Genomic DNA, 18028 nt, shown 5'->3' on the forward strand with positions numbered 1-18028 from the left:
CGGTTCAGCCAGTAGGCCAGCATCGAGTTGAAATAGACCTGCACCGTGATCGGAATCGCCAGCAGCAGGATCACCAGCGGCTGGCGGATGATCTGCTCGCCCTGGAAACCGAACAGCAGCACGACCGTGACCAGGAGCGCCGCCATCGAAACCGGGTCCATCATGTGCAGCACGTCCTCCAGTCTGTTGCGGGCCAGGAGCATCTTGCGGCCGATGTATGCAATCACGACCGGAATCACGATGTAGAGCAGCACCGACAGGAACAGCGTATCCCACGGCACGACAACCTGTGCCACGCCAAGCAGCAGGCCGACGATGGGCGCGAAGGCAAACACCATGATCACATCATTCAGCGCCACCTGCGTGAGCGTGAACTGCGGATGACCGCCCACCAGCCGCGACCAGACGAAGACCATCGCCGTGCAGGGGGCGGCGGCCAGCAGGATCAGCCCGGCGATGTAGTCGTTGACGCGGGCGGGGTCGAGCCAGTCGGCAAACAGCACCCGCAGGAAGATGAAGCCGAACAGGGCCATCGAGAACGGCTTGACCAGCCAGTTGACGGCGAGCGTCACGCCGATGCCGCGGCGATGACGCCAGACCTCGTGCAGCGCCGAATAGTCGATCTTGAGCAGCATCGGCAGAATCATGGCCCAGATCAGCACCGCCACCGGCAGGTTGATGTGCGCCACCTCCATGCCGCCCAAGGCATGAAACAACCCTGGCGCCACATTGCCGAGGCCGATGCCGGCCAGGATGGCCAGAAACACCCAGAGGGTGAGGTAGCGGGCGAAGAGCCCGAGGGGTTTGGGGTTGTCGTTCATCATCCGCCTCCATGAGAGCGTGCCATGGAGGCGATCATATCCGCCTATGCGGATTTGTCAATCAATAGGGCCGGGCGCACCCTCCCCGTCACACGGCACCTCGCCGCCCAGGCGGGCGCAATCCTCCCTCCCCACCGGATCCGACGCGGTCCGCTCTGCAATCAGGGCGAGCAACGACGCCACCATCGGATCCTCACGCACCGCCCGGTAGTAGACCCACTTTCCCCGCCGCTCCGCAGCCACCAGGCCGCTATGGCGCATGATGTTGAGATGACGCGATACCGTGCTCTGCGGCAGGGCCAACGCCCGAGTCAGATGGCAGACACAGAGCTCCTCGTGGTAGCACAGCAGGCGGGCGATGCGCAACCGCACCGAATCGGCCAGCCCCTTGAAGCGCGCGACGAGCTCCAGCACCACCCGAACCCGGCGGGGATTCTAGATGGTCACGACTCCGGTGGGCGTGCCCATCAGGATCAGATCGGCCCGCTGACGGGCGAAGATCCCGTTGGTCACCACGCCGGGAATGGCGTTGATCCGATCCTCCAGCGCCGGAGGATCCTCGATCACCAGGCCATGCACGTCGAGGATGACGTTGCCGTTGTCGGTGGTGAAGCCCTGACGCAACCTAGGATCCCCGCCAAGCGCCCGCAGTGCGCCTGCGACCAGCCGCTCGGCCATCGGAATCACCTCGACCGGCAATGGAAAGGCCCCGAGCCGCTCCACCTGCTTGCTCTCGTCGACGATGCAGACGAAGCGCTCGGAGGCGGCGGCGACGATCTTCTCACGGGTGAGCGCCCCGCCTCCCCCCTTGGTGAGACAACGTTGCGGATCGAACTCGTCGGCACCATCGATGTAGACCGAAAGCCGCCCCACCTCATCGAGCGCCCGGTTGAGCTCGACCACCCGGATACCCCGCCCGGCCAGCCGCTCCGCGCTGGCATTGGAGCTGGCCACCGCCCCACGGATCGCCCCCCTCTTTGCGGCCAGGGCATCGATGAACTTGTTGGCCGTCGACCCGGTACCGACGCCGATGATGGTTCCCTCCGCCACATACTCCAGTGCAGCGGCGGCAACCTTCTCCTTCATTTCATCCTGAGTCATCCCGATCCTCCTTCCTGCCCGATCATCCGCACACGCCCCGCCCTCCCGACAGGCCGGGCCCCTCAACGAAACGGGCGACCCGAAGGGCCGCCCGCATCCGCCGTCGCCGGCCGCACACGCTCAGCTGTAGAAAGCGACCATCGCCTCCAGCGACTTGGGCTTGATCCTCGATGCCTGACCGGCCGAGCCGAACGCCTCGAAACGGGCTTTGCAGATCTCCTTCATCGCCTCCTTGGCCGCGCCGTAGAACTTGCGCGGATCGAAGTTGGAGGGGTTCTCGGCCAGATGGCGGCGAATGGCCCCGGTGGAGGCCATGCGCAGGTCGGTGTCGATGTTCACCTTGCGCACCCCGTGACGGATTCCCTCCACGATCTCCTCGACCGGTACCCCGTAGGTCTCGCCCATGTCGCCGCCATACTCGTTGATCACCTTCAACCAATCCTGCGGCACCGAGGAGGAGCCGTGCATCACCAGATGGGTGTTCGGCAGCTTGGCATGGATCTCCTTGATCCGGTCGATCCGCAGCACCGCGCCCGTGGGCGGTTTGGTGAACTTGTAGGCGCCGTGGCTGGTGCCGATGGCGATGGCCAATGCATCCACGCCGGTCTGCTCCACGAAGTCGGCCGCTTGATCGGGATCGGTGAGCAGCATGTCGGTGTCCAGCTTCCCTTCGGCGCCGACGCCATCCTCCTCACCGGCCTCGCCGGTCTCCAGCGACCCGAGGCAGCCCAGCTCCCCCTCCACCGAGACGCCACCGGCATGGGCCATCTCACACACCTTGCGGGTGACCTCGACGTTGTACTCGTAGCTCGACGGAGTCTTGGCATCCTCCAACAAGGAGCCGTCCATCATCACCGAAGAGAAGCCCGACTGGATCGAGCGCAGGCAGACCGCGGGCGAGGAGCCGTGGTCCTGGTGCATCACCACCGGGATATCGGGATACTGTTCGATCGCGGCGGCGATCAGATGGCGCAGAAAGGGCTCCCCCGCATACTTGCGCGCCCCCGCCGACCCCTGCATGATCACCGGGCTGTCGACCTCGGCCGCCGCCTCCATGATGGCATGAACCTGCTCCATGTTGTTGACATTGAACGCCGGCATGCCGTAGTCGTTCTCCGCTGCATGATCGAGCAACTGACGCAATGAAATCAAAGCCATGGCTATCTCTCCTTTTCTTCTATTGTGATCGAGTCCGTTCCGTCGTAATCGTAGTGATCGCCCGCACGGACGATCTTCATCATATTGGTCGCCCCCGACTTCCCCATCGGGGTCCCCATGGTCATCGCGATCAGATCGTCCTCTTCGACGATCCCGCGGCTGAGCAACAACCGCTTGACATCCTCGGTGGCGCGGGGGGCGTCGGTCGCCTTGGTGTAGTGGATCGGCAGGATGATGGGGGTGACATTGCGGTAGAGGCTCACCCGACCGAGGGTCCGCTCAACCGGAGTCAACGCGTAGATCGGCACCTCGCCCAGATGGCGGGACATGTAGAGGGCGGTGCTGCCGCTCTCGGTGAAGGCGACGATCGCCTTGATCGGCAGCATCCGCGCCGCCTCCATCACCGAACGGGCGATGCACTCGTTGACCGATCGCGGAGGGCTGGGATCGCGTGTCGCCTGCGACGGGAAGACCCGATGGCGCTCGGTCTCACGGCAGGTGCGGTCCATAGCCTCCACCGCCTCGACCGGGTACCTGCCTGCGGCCGACTCGCCGGAAAGCATCACCGCATCGGCGCCGTCGATCACCGCATTGGCCACGTCGTTGACCTCCGCGCGGGTCGGGATCGGGTTGTGGATCATCGACTCCATCATCTGGGTGGCGACGATCACCGGGCAGTGGTACTTGGGCGCCTTGCGCAAGATCCGCTTCTGCACCGGAGGTACGGCGGCATCGCCGATCTCGACCCCCAGGTCTCCACGCGCGACCATGACCGCATCGGATGCATCGAGAATGGAATCCAGATGCTCCACCGCCTCGGCCCGCTCCACCTTGGCCACGATACCGGCATCCCCGCCGGCCGCACGCACCAGCCGGCGCGCAAGCCGGATGTCCTCTCCGTCCCGCGGGAAAGAGATGGCGACATAATCGACACCGATAGCACAGGCGGTTCGGATATCCTCCCTGTCCTTGTCGGTGAGCGCCGCGGCCGACAGCCCCCCGCCGGCACGGTTGATCCCCTTGCTGTTGGAGAGCTCTCCGCCCTGAACCACCCGGCAGTGGATCGCGCTCCCCTCGATCCGCTCCACGTCCATGACGATCAGCCCGTCGTTGAGCAGCAGCCTTGCGCCAGGCTCGACATCGTCGATCAACTGCTTGTAGGTCACCCCCACCCGCTCGTCGTCGCCCGCATCGAGATCGAGCGCCACATCGATGGTGAAGCGCTGGCCGGGCTGGAGCATGGTCCGCCCCTTGCGAAAGCTGCCGATCCGGATCTTGGGCCCCTGCATGTCGGCGAGCAGCCCGACCACGACACCCAACTTGCGCGCCACCGCCCGCACCCGCTCCGCCCGCTGGCAGTGCTCCGCGGCCGTACCATGAGAGAAGTTGAGCCGAACCACGTTGACGCCGGCGGCAACCATCCGCTCCAGCATCTCCGGGCTCTCGGAGGCCGGGCCGAGCGTGGCGACGATCTTGGTGCGGCGCTTGTTGCCGATCACCCGGCGGCGCGCTCCTCGAGCACCGCCACCGCGGGCAGCTTCTTGCCCTCGAGAAACTCGAGGAAGGCACCGCCGCCGGTGGAGATGTAACCGACCCGCTCCGCGATGCCATATTTGGCCACCGCCGCGAGCGTGTCGCCGCCGCCGGCGATGGAGAAGGCCGGAGAGTCGGCGACGGCCATGGAGACGGCCTTCGTTCCCGCACCGAACTGGTCGAACTCGAACACGCCCACCGGCCCGTTCCAGACGATCGTGCCTGCGCCCTTCAGGATCCCGGCCAGCCGCTGGGCCGATTCCGGGCCGATGTCGAAGATCATCTCGTCATCGGCCACCTCCTCGACCCGCTTGATGGTGGCTTCGGCATCCGGCGAGAACTCCTTGCCGACGACCACGTCTGTCGGAACCGGGATGTCGCCGCCACGGGCGCGGGCGGCCTCGGTCAGCCGCGTGCAGGTGTCGATCAGGTCGGGCTCGTAGAGCGACTTGCCCACGTTGTAGCCCGCGGCCGCGATGAAGGTGTTGGCGATGCCGCCACCCACCACCAGTTGATCCACGACCTTCGACAGGGATTCGAGCACCGTGAGCTTGGTCGAAACCTTCGATCCGCCGACGATGGCGACCATCGGCCGCGCCGGATTGTCCAGCGCCTTGCCCAAGGCATCGAGCTCGGCGGCCAGCAGGGGACCCGCGCAGGCCACGGGCGCATATCTGGCCACGCCGTGGGTGGAGGCCTGGGCGCGGTGGGCGGTGCCGAAGGCATCCATCACGTAGAGATCGCAGAGCGCGGCATACCGCTTCGCCAGCCCGTCGTCGTTCTTCTTCTCGCCCTTGTTGAACCGGATGTTCTCCAGCAGCACCAGTTCGCCCTCGGCGACCTCGGGCGCATGGTCCAGATAGTCCTTGATCAGGCGGACCTCCTTGCCGAGCAGCTTGGAGAGATGGCGCGCCACCGGCGCCAAGGAGAAGCACTCCTCGTATTCGCCCTCGGTCGGACGGCCGAGATGGGCCATGACCATTACGCGGGCGCCTCCATCCATCGCATGCCGCATCGTCGGCAGGCTGGCGCGGATGCGCGTGTCGTCGCCCACCTCGCCATCCACGATGGGCACGTTGAGATCCTCGCGGATCAATACGCGTTTGCCCTTCAGGTCGAGGTCGGTCATCTTGATCACGGACATGGCTTGATCCCCATCGCAAGACGTCCTTCCATGGACTTGCCGGCCCCACGGACATCGAAGAACGCGCCCCTGGACGCCCTTACAAGAACAGTTGCCTGCATGCACAAGCCCCGTTTTGCGCGGCCCGCTGGAGGAAAGATATTCAGTGGCTGGCCACGTGGCGCGCGAAGCGCAGCATGTTGCAGGTGTAGCCGTACTCGTTGTCGTACCAGGCCACCAGCTTGACGAAGGTGGAGTCGATGGCGATGCCCGCGGTGGCATCGAAGATGGAGGAGTAGGAGCAGCCGCGGAAATCGGTCGAGACCACCTTCTCCTCGGTGACGGCGAGCGTCTCGCCGATGCCCGGCGCCTCCGCGGCCCTCTTCACCGCCGCGACGATCTCGTCGTAACCCGCCTCTTTCTCCAGCTCCACGGTGAGATCCACCACCGAGACATCTGAGGTGGGCACCCGGAAGGCCATGCCGGTGAGCTTGCCGTTCAGCGACGGGATCACCTTGCCCACGGCCTTGGCCGCGCCGGTGGAGGAGGGGATGATGTTCTCCAGGATGCCGCGGCCTCCGCGCCAGTCCTTCTTCGACGGGCCGTCGACCGTCTTCTGTGTCGCCGTGGCGGCGTGCACCGTGGTCATCAAGCCGCGCCTGATGCCGAAGCTGTCGTGCACCACCTTGGCCAGCGGCGCCAGGCAGTTGGTCGTGCAGGAGGCGGCCGAGACGATCGGCTGACCGGCGTACTCCTCGTGGTTGACGCCGTAGACGAACATCGGCGTGTGATCCTTGCTCGGTGCCGACTGCACCACCTTCCTTGCACCAGCGGCGATGTGCTTCCGGCACCCCTCTTCGGTGAGGAAGAAGCCGGTGCACTCGAGCACCAGGTCGGCGCCGACCTCGTCCCACTTCAGGTTCGCGGGGTCGGTTTCGGCCGTGACGCGAATGGTCTTGCCGTCGACGACCAGGTTTCCCCCCTCGACCGCCACATCGCCGTCGAAGAGGCCGTGCACCGAGTCATGCTTGAGCATGTAGGCCAGATATTCGGGATCGAGCAGGTCGTTGATGCCGACCACCTCCATCTGCGAAAACTCCCTGGCGATGGCGCGGAAGGCCATGCGGCCGATCCGCCCGAACCCGTTGATTCCGATTCTGATTGTCATGCCGTTCTCCCTGCTGGAATGGTGTTGTTGGTTGTGATATGGAGCCAGCGCGCGGCGTGCGAGGCCCCGGATCAGCTTCTGCCTCAGATCAGCGCGCGCACCGCCTCGACCACCGCCTCGGTGGTGATGCCGAACTCCTTGAACAGCGCCGCCGCCGGCGCCGACTCGCCGAATCGATCCACCCCGATCGACCGGCCGTTCCACCCGACGTAACGGGCCCAGAAGGCGGTCACGCCCGCCTCGACCGACACCCGGGCGGTGACCGACGCAGGGAGCACCGACTCCCGGTAGGCCTCGGACTGCGCCTCGAACTGCTCGACGCAAGGCATGGAGACCACCCGGATCCGACGGTCGGAGAGCTCCTTCTGTGCGGCCAGGGCCAGCTGTACCTCCGAACCCGTGGCGATGATAATCGCCTCCGGCGTGCCGTCACAGTCGGAGAGGACATAGCCGCCGAAGGCGATGTTGCGCACCTGCTCATCGGTGTAGTCGTTGCACGGCACCCCCTGCCTGGTGAAGACCAGCGCCGAGGGCCCCTCCCGCCGCTCGATGGCGCACCGCCAGGCCACCGCCGACTCCACAGCGTCACAGGGGCGCCAGGTCCGAAGATTGGGGATCATGCGCAGGGTGGCGATCTGCTCCACCGGCTGATGGGTGGGGCCATCCTCCCCCAGCCCGATCGAGTCGTGGGTATAGACGAAGATCGTGCCCACCTTCATCAGCGCCGCCATGCGGATCGCATTGCGCGCATACTCGGAGAAGATGAGGAAGGTTCCGCCGAAGGGGATCACCCCACCGTGCAGCGCCAGGCCGTTCATCGCCGCCGACATGCCGAACTCGCGCACGCCCCAGTGGATGTAGTTCCCCGCCGGTGTCTGCGGGGAGAAGGCGACCGCCCCCGGCCACTTGGTGTTGTTGGAAGGCGCAAGGTCGGCGGAACCGCCGACGATCTCCGGCAGGCACTCGGCCAGCACACCGATGGTCTTGCCCGAGGCCACACGGGTGGCCCACCCCGGCTTCTCCTCCCGCAGCTGCTCGATCCAGTCGGCCATCGTCTCGTCGAAATCGGCCGGCAACGCACCGTTGATGCGCCGCTCCAGCTCCGCGGCCAGCTCGGGATGCTCCAGCCGGTAAGATTTCAGCATCCCGCGCCACTCCTGCTCCGCGGCGGCGCCACGCGCACGCGCATCCCATCCGGCATAGATCTCCTCCGGGATCACGAACGGCGCATGGCTCCAACCCAGCTCCTTGCGCACCAGCGCACACTCCTCCTCGCCCAGCGCCGCGCCGTGGCAGTCGTGACTGCCCGCCTTGTTGGGCGAGCCGAAGCCGATCACTGTCTTGCAGCAGATCAGCGTCGGCCGCTCGCCATCGGCGCGGGCGGTCTCGATCGCCGCCTTGATCTCGTCGGCATCGTGACCGTCGACGTTGCGGATCACCTGCCAGCCGTAAGCCTCGAACCGCTTGGGGGTGTCGTCGGTGAACCAACCCTCGACATGGCCATCGATCGAGATGCCGTTGTCGTCCCAGAAGGCGATCAGCTTGCCCAGCTTGAGCGTGCCGGCCAACGAACAGGCCTCATGGCTGATCCCCTCCATCATGCAGCCGTCGCCCATGAAGACATAGGTGTAGTGATCGACCACGGGGAAGCCGTCGCGATTGAATTGCGCGGCCATCATCTTCTCGGCGATCGCCATGCCCACCGCATTGGTAATCCCCTGACCCAGCGGTCCGGTGGTGGTCTCCACCCCCGGCGCATAGCCGTACTCGGGGTGGCCCGGTGTCTTGGAGTGGAGCTGGCGGAACTGCTTGAGATCGTCGATGGTCAGATCGTACCCGGTCAGATGGAGCAGCGAGTAGATCAGCATCGAACCGTGGCCGTTGGAGAGGACGAAGCGATCGCGATTGAACCAGTCGGGATTGGCGGGGTTGTGGCGCATGTAGTCGTTCCACAGCACCTCGGCGATGTCGGCCATGCCCATCGGTGCGCCGGGATGGCCGGAGTTGGCCTTCTGCACGGCATCCATCGAGAGCACGCGGATGGCGTTGGCAAGGGTTCTGCGGTCGGGTCTGCTCATGGCGAATGAAGCCTCTCGGTTGGATATGCGCCGGATACGCGGGTCGCCGCGTCCGGATCAGTCATGCCGGTTTCGCGAGAAACCATCAGCGCGGTCATGGACGGCCGCGCAAATCAAGAGCGTGCGCAAGCAAGCGATCGCAAGCGATCGATCTAGCAGGGGGATCGAAGACCTCGCTCTTCGACTCCCGTCAAGCAAAGCGTCCAAGGGCGGACGTGTCGCGCGCTGATCAGACATGCACCGTCGTCTGCACGCGACGGACGTTGCCGATGCCACCGTCGAGCACGACGGTGTCGGTGGTGTTGTAGCGACCGTGGGCGTCATGGCCCACCTTGACGTGGTGGACGTAGGCGCCGCTGGTCAGCCCGGTGGCGATGAAGAGGCAGTCGTCGCTGGTCACCAGCTCGTCGCGCGTCAGGATGGTGGTGGTGTCCACCCCCTCCCGGCGACAACGCTCGATCTCATGCTCCTTCTGCGGCGCCATGCGGCCGAACATCTCCGCCCCCATGGCACGGGCGGCGCAGGCGGTGACGATCCCCTCCGGCGTGCCTCCGATCCCGAAGAGGGCGTCCACCCCCATGTGCAACACCGCCTGGATGGCGCCGTTGACATCCCCGTCGGTGGCCAGCCGCACCTTGGCCCCGGCCGCGTAGATCTCCTGGATCAACCCCTTGTGGCGCGGCTTGTCCAGCACGAAGACCTTGATCTCCTCCACCGACTTGCCCAGCACCCGGGCCAGCTGACGCAGCCGGTCGGCCACCGGCGCCTCGGGATCGATCCTGCCGCGCGCCGCCCGGGGGTAGACCTGCTTGTCCATGTAGAAGCAGGGGCCGGGGCGGTACATCGCCCCTGCCGGAGCGGCCGCCAGCGTCACGATCGAGCCGGGCATATCCCGGGCGAAGAGGTTGGTCCCCTCGATCGGATCGACGGCGATGTCCACCTCGACCCCCTCTCCGGTGCCCACCTCCTCACCGTCGTAGAGGGCGGGCGCCTCATCCTTGGCCCCCTCGCCGATGACCACCACCCCCTTCATCGGCACCTGATTGATGCGGCGACGCATGGCCTCGACCGCCAGCCCGTCGCCCTCGTCCTTCTTGCCGGAGCCGACGTGGGGCGCGCAGGCGCGGGCCGCCTCCTCACACACCTCGACCAGCTCGATCTTCAGATCCGCAACGCAGCGCATAACCGGATCAGACCGCAAAACGCCCCTCCATGGCCGTTTTGCTCGACGGGAATCGAAGAGCGCGGCCTTCGATTCCCTTACAAACCGTCGCCTGCATGCGCAAGCTCCGGTTTTGCGCGACCGTCCTGGTCGCGGATGACGGTTTCCTGCGAAACCATCATCCAGGATCAGACCGCAAAACGCCCCTCCATGGCCGTTTTGCTCGACGGCGGTCGGGCGACACCCCTCCGCGTAGACTCACACCACCGGCAGCGCCGCCTGCACGGGGAGCCACCCATCGTGCGCGACCCTCCCATGGTCGCTTGCGCATCGCCGACCGGAACAGCCCGACGGCACCGGGCCTGGCGAGCGCGGGCGGCATCCTAGCGCCACAACGCAGAAAAGCGAGCGGCCACACCGGAGGGCATGCCGGCGGGCGCCCCGGCATGTTGCCATCGCCGCCGTTCGGGGCAGGGTTCGACGGCGCCCGCGGCCGCGGTGGCGGGAGCTCCACCCCGACGCCGCGCGGCGGCCTCTCCGGCCGGAAGCGGAGATGGCGCACAGGCGCGCCCCGTGGGCAGGCGCGGGGGGCAGCCGCCCCACCATCCCCGCCCCCGATCCGGGCCGCGGATTCCACACCGGGAGGTTCCATGGCCAACGAAAACGACGCGACGGGCATCCACCACGGCGGGCGCTTCTTCGACGCGGAGCGCCTGTCGCACATGCACGACATGATGCTCTTCATCCGCCGCTTCGAGGAGAAGGCCGGCCAACTCTACGGTCTGCGCAAGATCGGCGGCTTCTGCCATCTGTGCAACGGGCAGGAGGCGATCTGCGTCGGGGTGCACGAGGCGGCCCGTCCCGACGACGACTTCCTCACCGGCTACCGCGACCACGGCCACATCCTGGCGCGCGGGGCCGATCCCACCGCGGTGATGGCCGAGCTGCTCGGCCGCGCCGGCGGCATCGTCAACGGCAAGGGGGGATCGATGCACATGTTCAGCGCCGAGCACCACTTCGCCGGCGGCAACGGCATCGTCGGCGAGCAGGTGCCGGTGGCGCTCGGCTTCGGCTTCGCCTCCCGCTACCGCGGCGACGGGCGGGTCACTTTCTGCTTCATGGGAGATGGCGCGGTCAACCAGGGGGCGGTCTACGAGTCGTTCAACATGGCCGCGCTGTGGAAGCTGCCCGTCGTCTTCGTGGTGGAGAACAACCAGTACGCCATGGGCACCGCGCTCAACCGCGCCTCGGCGGAGACCCACCTCTACAAACGCGGCATCTCGTTCAAGGTGCCGGGCATGCAGGTGGACGGCATGGATGTGCTGGAGGTGGTCGCGCAGAGCGCCGAGGCGCGTGCGCACGCCGCCTCCGGCGAGGGGCCGATCATCCTCGAGATGATCACCTACCGCTACCGCGGCCACTCGATGTCCGATCCGGCCACCTACCGAAGCCGCGAGGAGGTGGACGAGTGGCGTGCCGGACGTGACCCGATCGCCCGGCTGCAGCGGCAGATGATCGAGATCGGCATGACCGATGCGCTCCAGCTCAAGGAGCGCGACCGGGCGATCAAGAAACGGATCAACGAGATCGCCCGGGCGGCCGAGGCGCAACCGGAGCCGGAGCCGGCCGAGATGTGGCGCCACGTCTACGCACAGCCGATCGAGGGTGCCTACCCCTATCCGGGCCGGGCGGGCTGACCATGGGCCGGATCACCTACCGCGAAGCACTCAACCAGGCGATGTGCGAGGAGATGGAGCGCGACGAGCGCGTGTTCCTGATGGGTGAGGAGGTGGCCGAGTACAACGGCGCCTACAAAGTGAGCCAGGGGATGCTCAAACGGTTCGGCCCCCGGCGGGTGATCGACACCCCGATCACCGAACTCGGCTTCGCCGGCCTCGGCGTCGGCGCGGCGATGGCCGGCCTGCGGCCGATCATCGAGTTCATGACCTGGAACTTCGCCATCCTCGCCATGGATCAGATCGTCAACGCCGCCGCCAAGATGCACTACATGTCGGCCGGGCAGTACGCCGTTCCGGTGGTCTTCCGCGGCGCCGGCGGCTCGGCCGCCCGGGTCGGCGCGCAGCACTCGCAGAGTCTGGAGAACTGGATGGCCAACATCCCGGGGCTGAAGGTGGTGATGCCCTCCACCCCGGCCGACGCCAAGGGGCTGCTCAAGAGCGCCATCCGCGACGACGATCCGGTGGTATTCATCGAGAACGAGATCTGCTACGGGGATGTCGGCGAGGTGCCGGAGGAGCAGGAGTTCCTCATCCCGCTGGGCAAGGCGGAGGTCAAGCGCACCGGCGGCGACGTCACCATCGTCGCCCACTCGCGCATGACCGGCTTCGCCCTGCGGGCGGCGGAGGCGCTCGCCCGCGACGGGATCGAGGCCGAGGTGGTCGACCCGCGCACCATCAAGCCGCTCGACGAGGCCACCATCCTCGCATCGGTAGCCAAGACCAACCGCGCGGTGGTGGTCGAGGAGGGGTGGCGCTTCGCCGGCATCGGCGCCGAGATCTCCGCCCGCATCATGGAACGCGGCTTCGACGACCTCGACGCGCCGGTGGCCCGGGTCACCGGCAAGGATGTGCCGATGCCCTACGCCGCCAACCTGGAGGCGGCCACCATCCCCTCCATCGCCGAAATCGTCGCCGCCGCCAAGGCGGTCTGCAACCGTCTCTAGCACCCGAATCCGCGAGGTTTCCCGACCATGACCGACCCCGCCGCAGCCCACCCGAACCCGAAGCGCATCAAGGCCAGCCCCCTGGCCCGCCGTCTGGCCCGGCAGAGGGGGATCGACCTCTCCACCCTGCGCGGCAGCGGCCCCGGCGGGCGCATCGTCAAGGCGGATGTCGAGCGGGCGGCCGCACGGGGCATCCGCCTGGGGGCGGCCCCGGCGCAGACCCCGCCGCCGCGACCGCTTCCCGCCGGCCCGCTCCCCTACCACGAGGACGAGTACGAGGCGGTGGCGCATTCGATGATGCGCAAGACGATCGCCCGCCGCCTGTCGGAATCGAAACAGCAGATTCCCCACTTCTACCTCTCGCTCGACGTGACCATGGACCGGCTGATCGAGCTGCGCCGCCAGCTCAACGAGGCGGCCGACGGCGCTTTCCGGCTGTCGGTCAACGACTTCATCGTCAAGGCGGCGGCCACCGCCCTGCAGCAGGTGCCCGCGGCCAACGCCAGCTGGACCGAGGAGGCGGTGCTGATGCACAAGCACGCCCACATCTCGGTGGCGGTGGCGATCGACGGCGGCTTGATCACCCCGGTGGTGCGCTATGCCGAGCGCAAATCGCTGATCGAGATCTCGGGCGAGATCAAGGAGCTGCCCGGCCGGGCCAGAAGCGGCGCGCTCAAGCCGGAGGAGTACAGCGGCGGCACCTTCTCCATCTCCAACCTCGGCATGTACGGCATCCGGCAGTTCTCGGCCATCGTCAACCCGCCGGAGGGGGCGATCCTCGCCGCTGGCGCCTGCACCCCGCGCGTTGTGGCCGAGGAGGGACGGCCGGTGGTGCGGCAGGTGATGAACCTCACCCTCTCCTGCGACCACCGGGTGATCGACGGCGCCGTCGGCGCCGCCTTCCTCACCGCACTGAAGAAGGCGCTGGAGCTCCCCGCCGGCCTGCTGCTGTAGGGCCCCGCGCCCGTCCCTTCCCCGCCCTCCCCTTGACCGGCGCCCGCTCCGCCGGTGGAATCGCCCATGCGTATTCCGGCTATTGCGGCGGGCGCGTTCCGGGGGATCCCGCACGCACCGCCGGGGGGGATGGCGGGCGATCCGGGCGGAAAGGCGGGGCTGGTCCTATGGCGAAGATGAGCGGGGAAGAGCTGCGTGCCGTCGTCGACACCATCATCGACGGTGTCATCACCATCGGCGAGGACGGCATCATCCACGACTGCAACCCCGCCGCCCTGCGCATCTTCGGCTACCGCTACGACGAGCTGATCGGGCAAAACGTCTCGCTGCTGATGCCCGAGCCCTATCGCAGCGGGCACGACGGCTACATCCAGCGCTACCTCGACGAGGGCAAGCCGCGCATCATCGGCTTTGGCCGCGAGGTGACCGGCCTGCGCAAGGACGGTTCCACCTTTCCGCTGGAGCTCTCGGTCGGTGAGGCGGCCACCGCCGACGGCCGCCGCTTCGTCGGCATCGTACGCGACGTCACCCGCCGCCACCGCTACGAGGAACGGCTGCGCCAGGCGCGTCGCGCCGCCCAACAGGCCAACCGGGAGAAATCGGACCTGCTGGCCGCCATGTCGCACGAGCTGCGCACCCCGCTCAACTCGGTGATCGGCTTCTCCGGCATCCTGCTCAAGGGGATGGCCGGGCCGCTGAACGACGAACAGCGCCGCCAGTTGCAGTTCATCCACGACAGCGGCAGCCGCCTGCTCCGCATGATCAACGACATCCTCGACGTCTCCCGCATCGAGGCGGGGCGGATGACCCTCCACCCCGCTCCCTGCCTGCTGCAGGAGATCGTCCGCCAGGCCGTCGACACCATCCGGCCGCAGGCGGATGCACGGAACATCACCATCGCCTGCGAACTGCCGCGGGAGGAGATCCACGCGGTCCAGGACGGCGACCGTCTGCGTCAGGTGCTGATCAACCTGCTGGGCAACGCCGTCAAGTTCTCCGGCGAGGGGGGGCGTGTGGAGGTCGGAATGGAGTGCGCGGGAGGCAACGTCCTCTGCCACGTCCGCGATCAGGGGATCGGGATGGACCGGGAGCAGCTCGACCGGATCTTCGATCCCTTCGTCCGGGTGGAGGAGGGGAAGCACGCCGCCGTCCCGGGCAGCGGGCTCGGTCTGGCGCTGTGCCGCAACTTCATCGAGCTGATGGGCGGCACCATCCGGGCGGAGAGCACGCCGGGGGAGGGGAGCTGCTTCACCTTGCGCTTCCCGCTCCACGCTCCGGGCTACCGGCGGCCGGAGGAGCTGCCGCCGGCGGAGCGGCAATGCGCGCAGCCGGAGGGCTCCGGGCCGCTGGTGCTGCTGATCGACGACGATCCCAGGGCGCGCGAGCTCCAACGGGTCCATCTGGAGCGCGACGGCTGTCGGGTGCTCGAGCTCGACCGCGGCGCCAATGCGCTGGCCGTCGTCAAGGCGCAGCGGCCCGACCTGATCCTGCTCGACCTGCTGCTGCCCGGGGTGAGTGGATGGGAGGTGCTCACCCGGCTCAAGGAGGATCCCGACACCCGTGACATCCCGGTGATCTGCATCTCGATCCTCGATGGCTGCGCCCGGACACTGGAGATGGGGGCGGTCGGCTTCATGGTCAAGCCGATCGACCCCGACGAGCTGCGGCGCAAGGTGGGAGAGCTGGTCGACGACGCCCCCGCCGGCCGCACCGTGCTGGTGGTCGACGACGACCCCGCCGCCCGCGCGCTGCTGTGCAACATCCTGCAGTCGGGCGGCCCCAGGGTGCGTTGCATCGAGGCGGCGAACGGGGTGGATGCGCTCGCCCGGGCGGCGGAGGTGCGGCCGGACCTGGTCATCACCGACATGATGATGCCGCAGATGGACGGCCTGACGCTGGCCGGCTGGCTGCGCTCCGCCCCGGCCACGCGCGACATCCCGATCCTGATGGTCACCGCCAAGGAGCTGGACGACGTCGAGCTGCTGCAACTGTCCCGGTACGACGTGGCGGTACAGGCCAAGCAGCATCTCGACCCGGATGCACTGCTCGCCCGCCTGCGCGAGCTGCTGCCCGGGCGCCGTGCCGAAGCCCGCATCGACGGCGCCCCCTCCGGCGGATCATGACGCCCCTAAAAGGCACCGGCGTCACGGCCCTGAGGGCCGCGAAAACCTCGATCCCCGTGAAGCCAACAAGTCCACGGACGGACTTTTTGCGATGAGAGTAAAATGACGGATTCGCAGAACCCGGCATCCGCGCCAGGACGGCCGCGCAAATCCGAAGCTTGCGCATGCAAGCGAAGGATTTGTGAGGGAATCGAAGACCGCGCTCTTCGATTCCCGTCAAGCAACAAGTCCATGGACGGACTTTTTGCGATCTGATCCAAAATGAACCACGAACGGATCCTCGTCGTCGACGACATCGAGCAAAACCGCTACATGCTGGAGTTCATGCTGCGCAAACAGGGAGCGGAGGTGGTCACCGCCGCCAACGGCGAGGAGGCGCTCGCCCTGCTGCGACGCAAGCCCTTCGACCTGATCGTCAGCGACATCCTGATGCCGGTGATGGACGGCTATCGCCTCTGCCGTTCCTGCAAGGCCGACTCCGGGCTGCGCGCCATCCCCTTCGTCTTCTACACCGCCACCTACACCACCGACGAGGATCGCCGCTTCGCCCTCGACCTCGGCGCCGACCGCTTCATCGTCAAGCCCCATGATCCCGACGCCCTGCTGGCCTCCTTCGAAGAGCTGATGCGTGCCTACCGCAACGGCGCCATCACCTCCAGCGAGCCGGCGATCGAGGATGAGGAAGAGGCGCTGCAGCGCTACAACCAGCGGCTGATCCACAAGCTGGAGGACAAACTGGCCGAACTGGAGCGGAAGAACCGCGAACTCGAGGCGGAGATCGCCCGGCGCAACGAGCTGCAGCAGCAGCAGCTGCTGCGCGCCCAGAAGATGGAGGCGATCGGCACCCTGGTCAGCGGCGTGGCGCACAACTTCAACAACATGCTGGTCGGCGTGCGGGGCAAGAGCTACCTGGCCAAATCGCGGCTGGGCAAGGATGACGACTATGTGCGCGCGCAGATCGAGGAGATCGAGCAGCTGACCAACCACGCCTCGGCCATCGTCCGCCAACTGATGAACTACGCACGCAAGGATGTGGAGCACAAGCGCCGCTTCGACCTGTGCGCGCTGCTGCGCGACACCGTCGAGACGGCACGCATCGGCATTCCCTCCCACACCACGATCACCATTGAGATCCCCGACGAGAAGCTGCCGGTGGAGGGGGACAACAGCCAGCTGCAGCAGGTGATCATGAACCTGCTCAACAACGCCCGCGACGCCGTCGCCGAAGCCGACCGGCGGGAGATCAGCGTCACACTGCGGCGGCTGCCCGAAGAGGAAGCCGGCGCCGCCGGCGGGGCGCAGCTGACCATCGCCGACAGCGGCTGCGGCATCCCCGAGCATCTGCAGGCGCGCATCTTCGACCCCTTCTTCACCACCAAGGAGCAGGGCAAAGGCACCGGGCTGGGGCTCTCCACCGCCCACTCCATCATCGAGAACCACGGCGGCCGGATCCGCTGCCACAGCACGCCCGGCGCCGGCACACGCTTCGAGATCGCGCTGCCGCTGTCGCAAGGTATGGAGACCGACGCCCCGGTGGAGGAGAAGCCGCAGCCGGGCAAGGGGGAAACGATCCTGCTGGTCGAGGACGAGGAGCAGGTCCGTGCCACCACCGCCTCGGTGCTCGAACGGCTCGGCTACCGGGTGGTGACCGCCGCCAACGGCCGGGAGGCGATGGAGTGCTTCTGCCGGGAGTCGGAGATCGCGCTGCTGCTCTCCGACGTGGTGATGCCGGAGATGGGCGGCGTCGAGCTGGTGCGCGCGGTACGCGCCACCGGCAGCCGGATCCCGATCATTCTGGCCACCGGCTACAACCTGGAGGTGACACAGCTCTCCGCAGAGGAGCGCGATGGGGTGCGCATCATCGCCAAGCCGTTCCGGATGGGCCCGCTCAGCCGCGTCATCCGCCAGACGTTGCAGCCGCGACACCCGGGATGACGACTTCGCAAGAAGTCGGCATCCGCGGCCAAGACGGCCGCGCAGATCCGGGGCTTGCCATGCAACCGATGGATTTGCAAGGGGATCGAAGAGCGCGCTCTTCGATCGCTGTAAAGCCAAAAAGTCCGCAGAGGGACTTGTTGCGATCTAGTCAAGGATAGGGAACGACAAGGGCGAAACCACGGGCAG

The 18028-nt window shown here is 67.2% G+C and carries 14 protein-coding genes; 5 read left to right on the forward strand and 9 right to left on the reverse strand.

Annotated features, from left to right (window positions below; all coding sequences use genetic code 11):
* The 9 genes from D6682_00325 to glpX all read right to left on the reverse strand — a co-directional run.
* Positions 1 to 824, reverse strand: an 824-nt coding sequence (locus tag D6682_00325; GenBank protein ID RMH52980.1) for an arsenical-resistance protein, incomplete at its 3' end; no start/stop codon positions are given.
* 54 nt (positions 825 to 878) lie between these two features.
* Positions 879 to 1232, reverse strand: a complete 354-nt coding sequence (locus D6682_00330; protein RMH53002.1) for an ArsR family transcriptional regulator — start codon at positions 1230 to 1232, stop codon at positions 879 to 881.
* Positions 1233 to 1256: 24 nt separating this feature from the next.
* A complete protein-coding gene (gene rpiA, locus D6682_00335; protein ID RMH52981.1) occupies positions 1257 to 1922 on the reverse strand; it encodes a ribose-5-phosphate isomerase RpiA in 666 nt (221 codons plus the stop codon).
* Positions 1923 to 2042: 120 nt separating this feature from the next.
* A complete protein-coding gene (locus D6682_00340; GenBank protein ID RMH52982.1) occupies positions 2043 to 3080 on the reverse strand; it encodes a fructose-bisphosphate aldolase class II in 1038 nt (345 codons plus the stop codon).
* A 2-nt stretch (positions 3081 to 3082) separates the two neighbouring features.
* Complete coding sequence (gene pyk, locus D6682_00345; protein ID RMH53003.1) at positions 3083 to 4576, reverse strand: pyruvate kinase; 1494 nt, start codon at positions 4574 to 4576, stop codon at positions 3083 to 3085.
* Positions 4576 to 5757 carry a phosphoglycerate kinase gene (locus D6682_00350; protein RMH52983.1) on the reverse strand — a complete coding sequence of 394 codons (1182 nt, stop codon included), beginning with the start codon at positions 5755 to 5757 and terminating at the stop codon, positions 4576 to 4578. The genes pyk and D6682_00350 overlap by 1 nt, the downstream gene beginning before the upstream one ends.
* A 142-nt stretch (positions 5758 to 5899) precedes the next feature.
* Complete coding sequence (gene gap, locus D6682_00355; protein ID RMH52984.1) at positions 5900 to 6904, reverse strand: type I glyceraldehyde-3-phosphate dehydrogenase; 1005 nt, start codon at positions 6902 to 6904, stop codon at positions 5900 to 5902.
* Positions 6905 to 6987: 83 nt separating this feature from the next.
* Positions 6988 to 8982, reverse strand: a complete 1995-nt coding sequence (tkt, locus tag D6682_00360) for a transketolase (GenBank protein RMH52985.1) — start codon at positions 8980 to 8982, stop codon at positions 6988 to 6990.
* A gap of 229 nt (positions 8983 to 9211) precedes the next feature.
* Complete coding sequence (glpX, locus tag D6682_00365; GenBank protein ID RMH52986.1) at positions 9212 to 10165, reverse strand: class II fructose-bisphosphatase; 954 nt, start codon at positions 10163 to 10165, stop codon at positions 9212 to 9214.
* A 629-nt stretch (positions 10166 to 10794) separates the two neighbouring features.
* Here glpX and pdhA point away from each other — a divergent pair.
* The 5 genes from pdhA to D6682_00390 all read left to right on the forward strand — a co-directional run bounded on the left by pdhA (position 10795) and on the right by D6682_00390 (position 17839).
* The gene (gene pdhA, locus D6682_00370) at positions 10795 to 11841 is read left to right on the forward strand and encodes a pyruvate dehydrogenase (acetyl-transferring) E1 component subunit alpha (protein ID RMH52987.1); all 1047 of its coding nucleotides are present in this window, start codon (positions 10795 to 10797) and stop codon (positions 11839 to 11841) included.
* A gap of 2 nt (positions 11842 to 11843) precedes the next feature.
* On the forward strand, positions 11844 to 12827 hold the full coding sequence (locus D6682_00375; GenBank protein RMH52988.1) for a pyruvate dehydrogenase complex E1 component subunit beta: 984 nt from the start codon (positions 11844 to 11846) through the stop codon (positions 12825 to 12827).
* A 27-nt stretch (positions 12828 to 12854) separates the two neighbouring features.
* The gene (locus tag D6682_00380) at positions 12855 to 13781 is read left to right on the forward strand and encodes a 2-oxo acid dehydrogenase subunit E2 (GenBank protein ID RMH52989.1); all 927 of its coding nucleotides are present in this window, start codon (positions 12855 to 12857) and stop codon (positions 13779 to 13781) included.
* A 167-nt stretch (positions 13782 to 13948) separates the two neighbouring features.
* A complete protein-coding gene (locus D6682_00385; GenBank protein RMH52990.1) occupies positions 13949 to 15904 on the forward strand; it encodes a response regulator in 1956 nt (651 codons plus the stop codon).
* A 261-nt stretch (positions 15905 to 16165) separates the two neighbouring features.
* A complete protein-coding gene (locus D6682_00390; GenBank protein ID RMH52991.1) occupies positions 16166 to 17839 on the forward strand; it encodes a hybrid sensor histidine kinase/response regulator in 1674 nt (557 codons plus the stop codon).
* Positions 17840 to 18028: the final 189 nt, after the last annotated feature.

The sequence above is a fragment of the Zetaproteobacteria bacterium genome (genome assembly GCA_003696765.1).
Lineage (GTDB): Bacteria > Pseudomonadota > Zetaproteobacteria > Mariprofundales > J009 > RFFX01.

Coding starts and splice junctions, on each gene's coding strand:
- D6682_00350 (RMH52983.1), bottom strand. CDS start 5,757: ATGTCCGTGATCAAGATGACCGACCTCGACCTGAAGGGCAAACGCGTA.
- D6682_00390 (RMH52991.1), top strand. CDS start 16,166: ATGAACCACGAACGGATCCTCGTCGTCGACGACATCGAGCAAAACCGC.
- rpiA (RMH52981.1), bottom strand. CDS start 1,922: ATGACTCAGGATGAAATGAAGGAGAAGGTTGCCGCCGCTGCACTGGAG.
- glpX (RMH52986.1), bottom strand. CDS start 10,165: ATGCGCTGCGTTGCGGATCTGAAGATCGAGCTGGTCGAGGTGTGTGAG.
- D6682_00340 (RMH52982.1), bottom strand. CDS start 3,080: ATGGCTTTGATTTCATTGCGTCAGTTGCTCGATCATGCAGCGGAGAAC.
- D6682_00375 (RMH52988.1), top strand. CDS start 11,844: ATGGGCCGGATCACCTACCGCGAAGCACTCAACCAGGCGATGTGCGAG.
- gap (RMH52984.1), bottom strand. CDS start 6,904: ATGACAATCAGAATCGGAATCAACGGGTTCGGGCGGATCGGCCGCATG.
- tkt (RMH52985.1), bottom strand. CDS start 8,982: ATGAGCAGACCCGACCGCAGAACCCTTGCCAACGCCATCCGCGTGCTC.
- pdhA (RMH52987.1), top strand. CDS start 10,795: ATGGCCAACGAAAACGACGCGACGGGCATCCACCACGGCGGGCGCTTC.
- D6682_00385 (RMH52990.1), top strand. CDS start 13,949: ATGGCGAAGATGAGCGGGGAAGAGCTGCGTGCCGTCGTCGACACCATC.
- D6682_00380 (RMH52989.1), top strand. CDS start 12,855: ATGACCGACCCCGCCGCAGCCCACCCGAACCCGAAGCGCATCAAGGCC.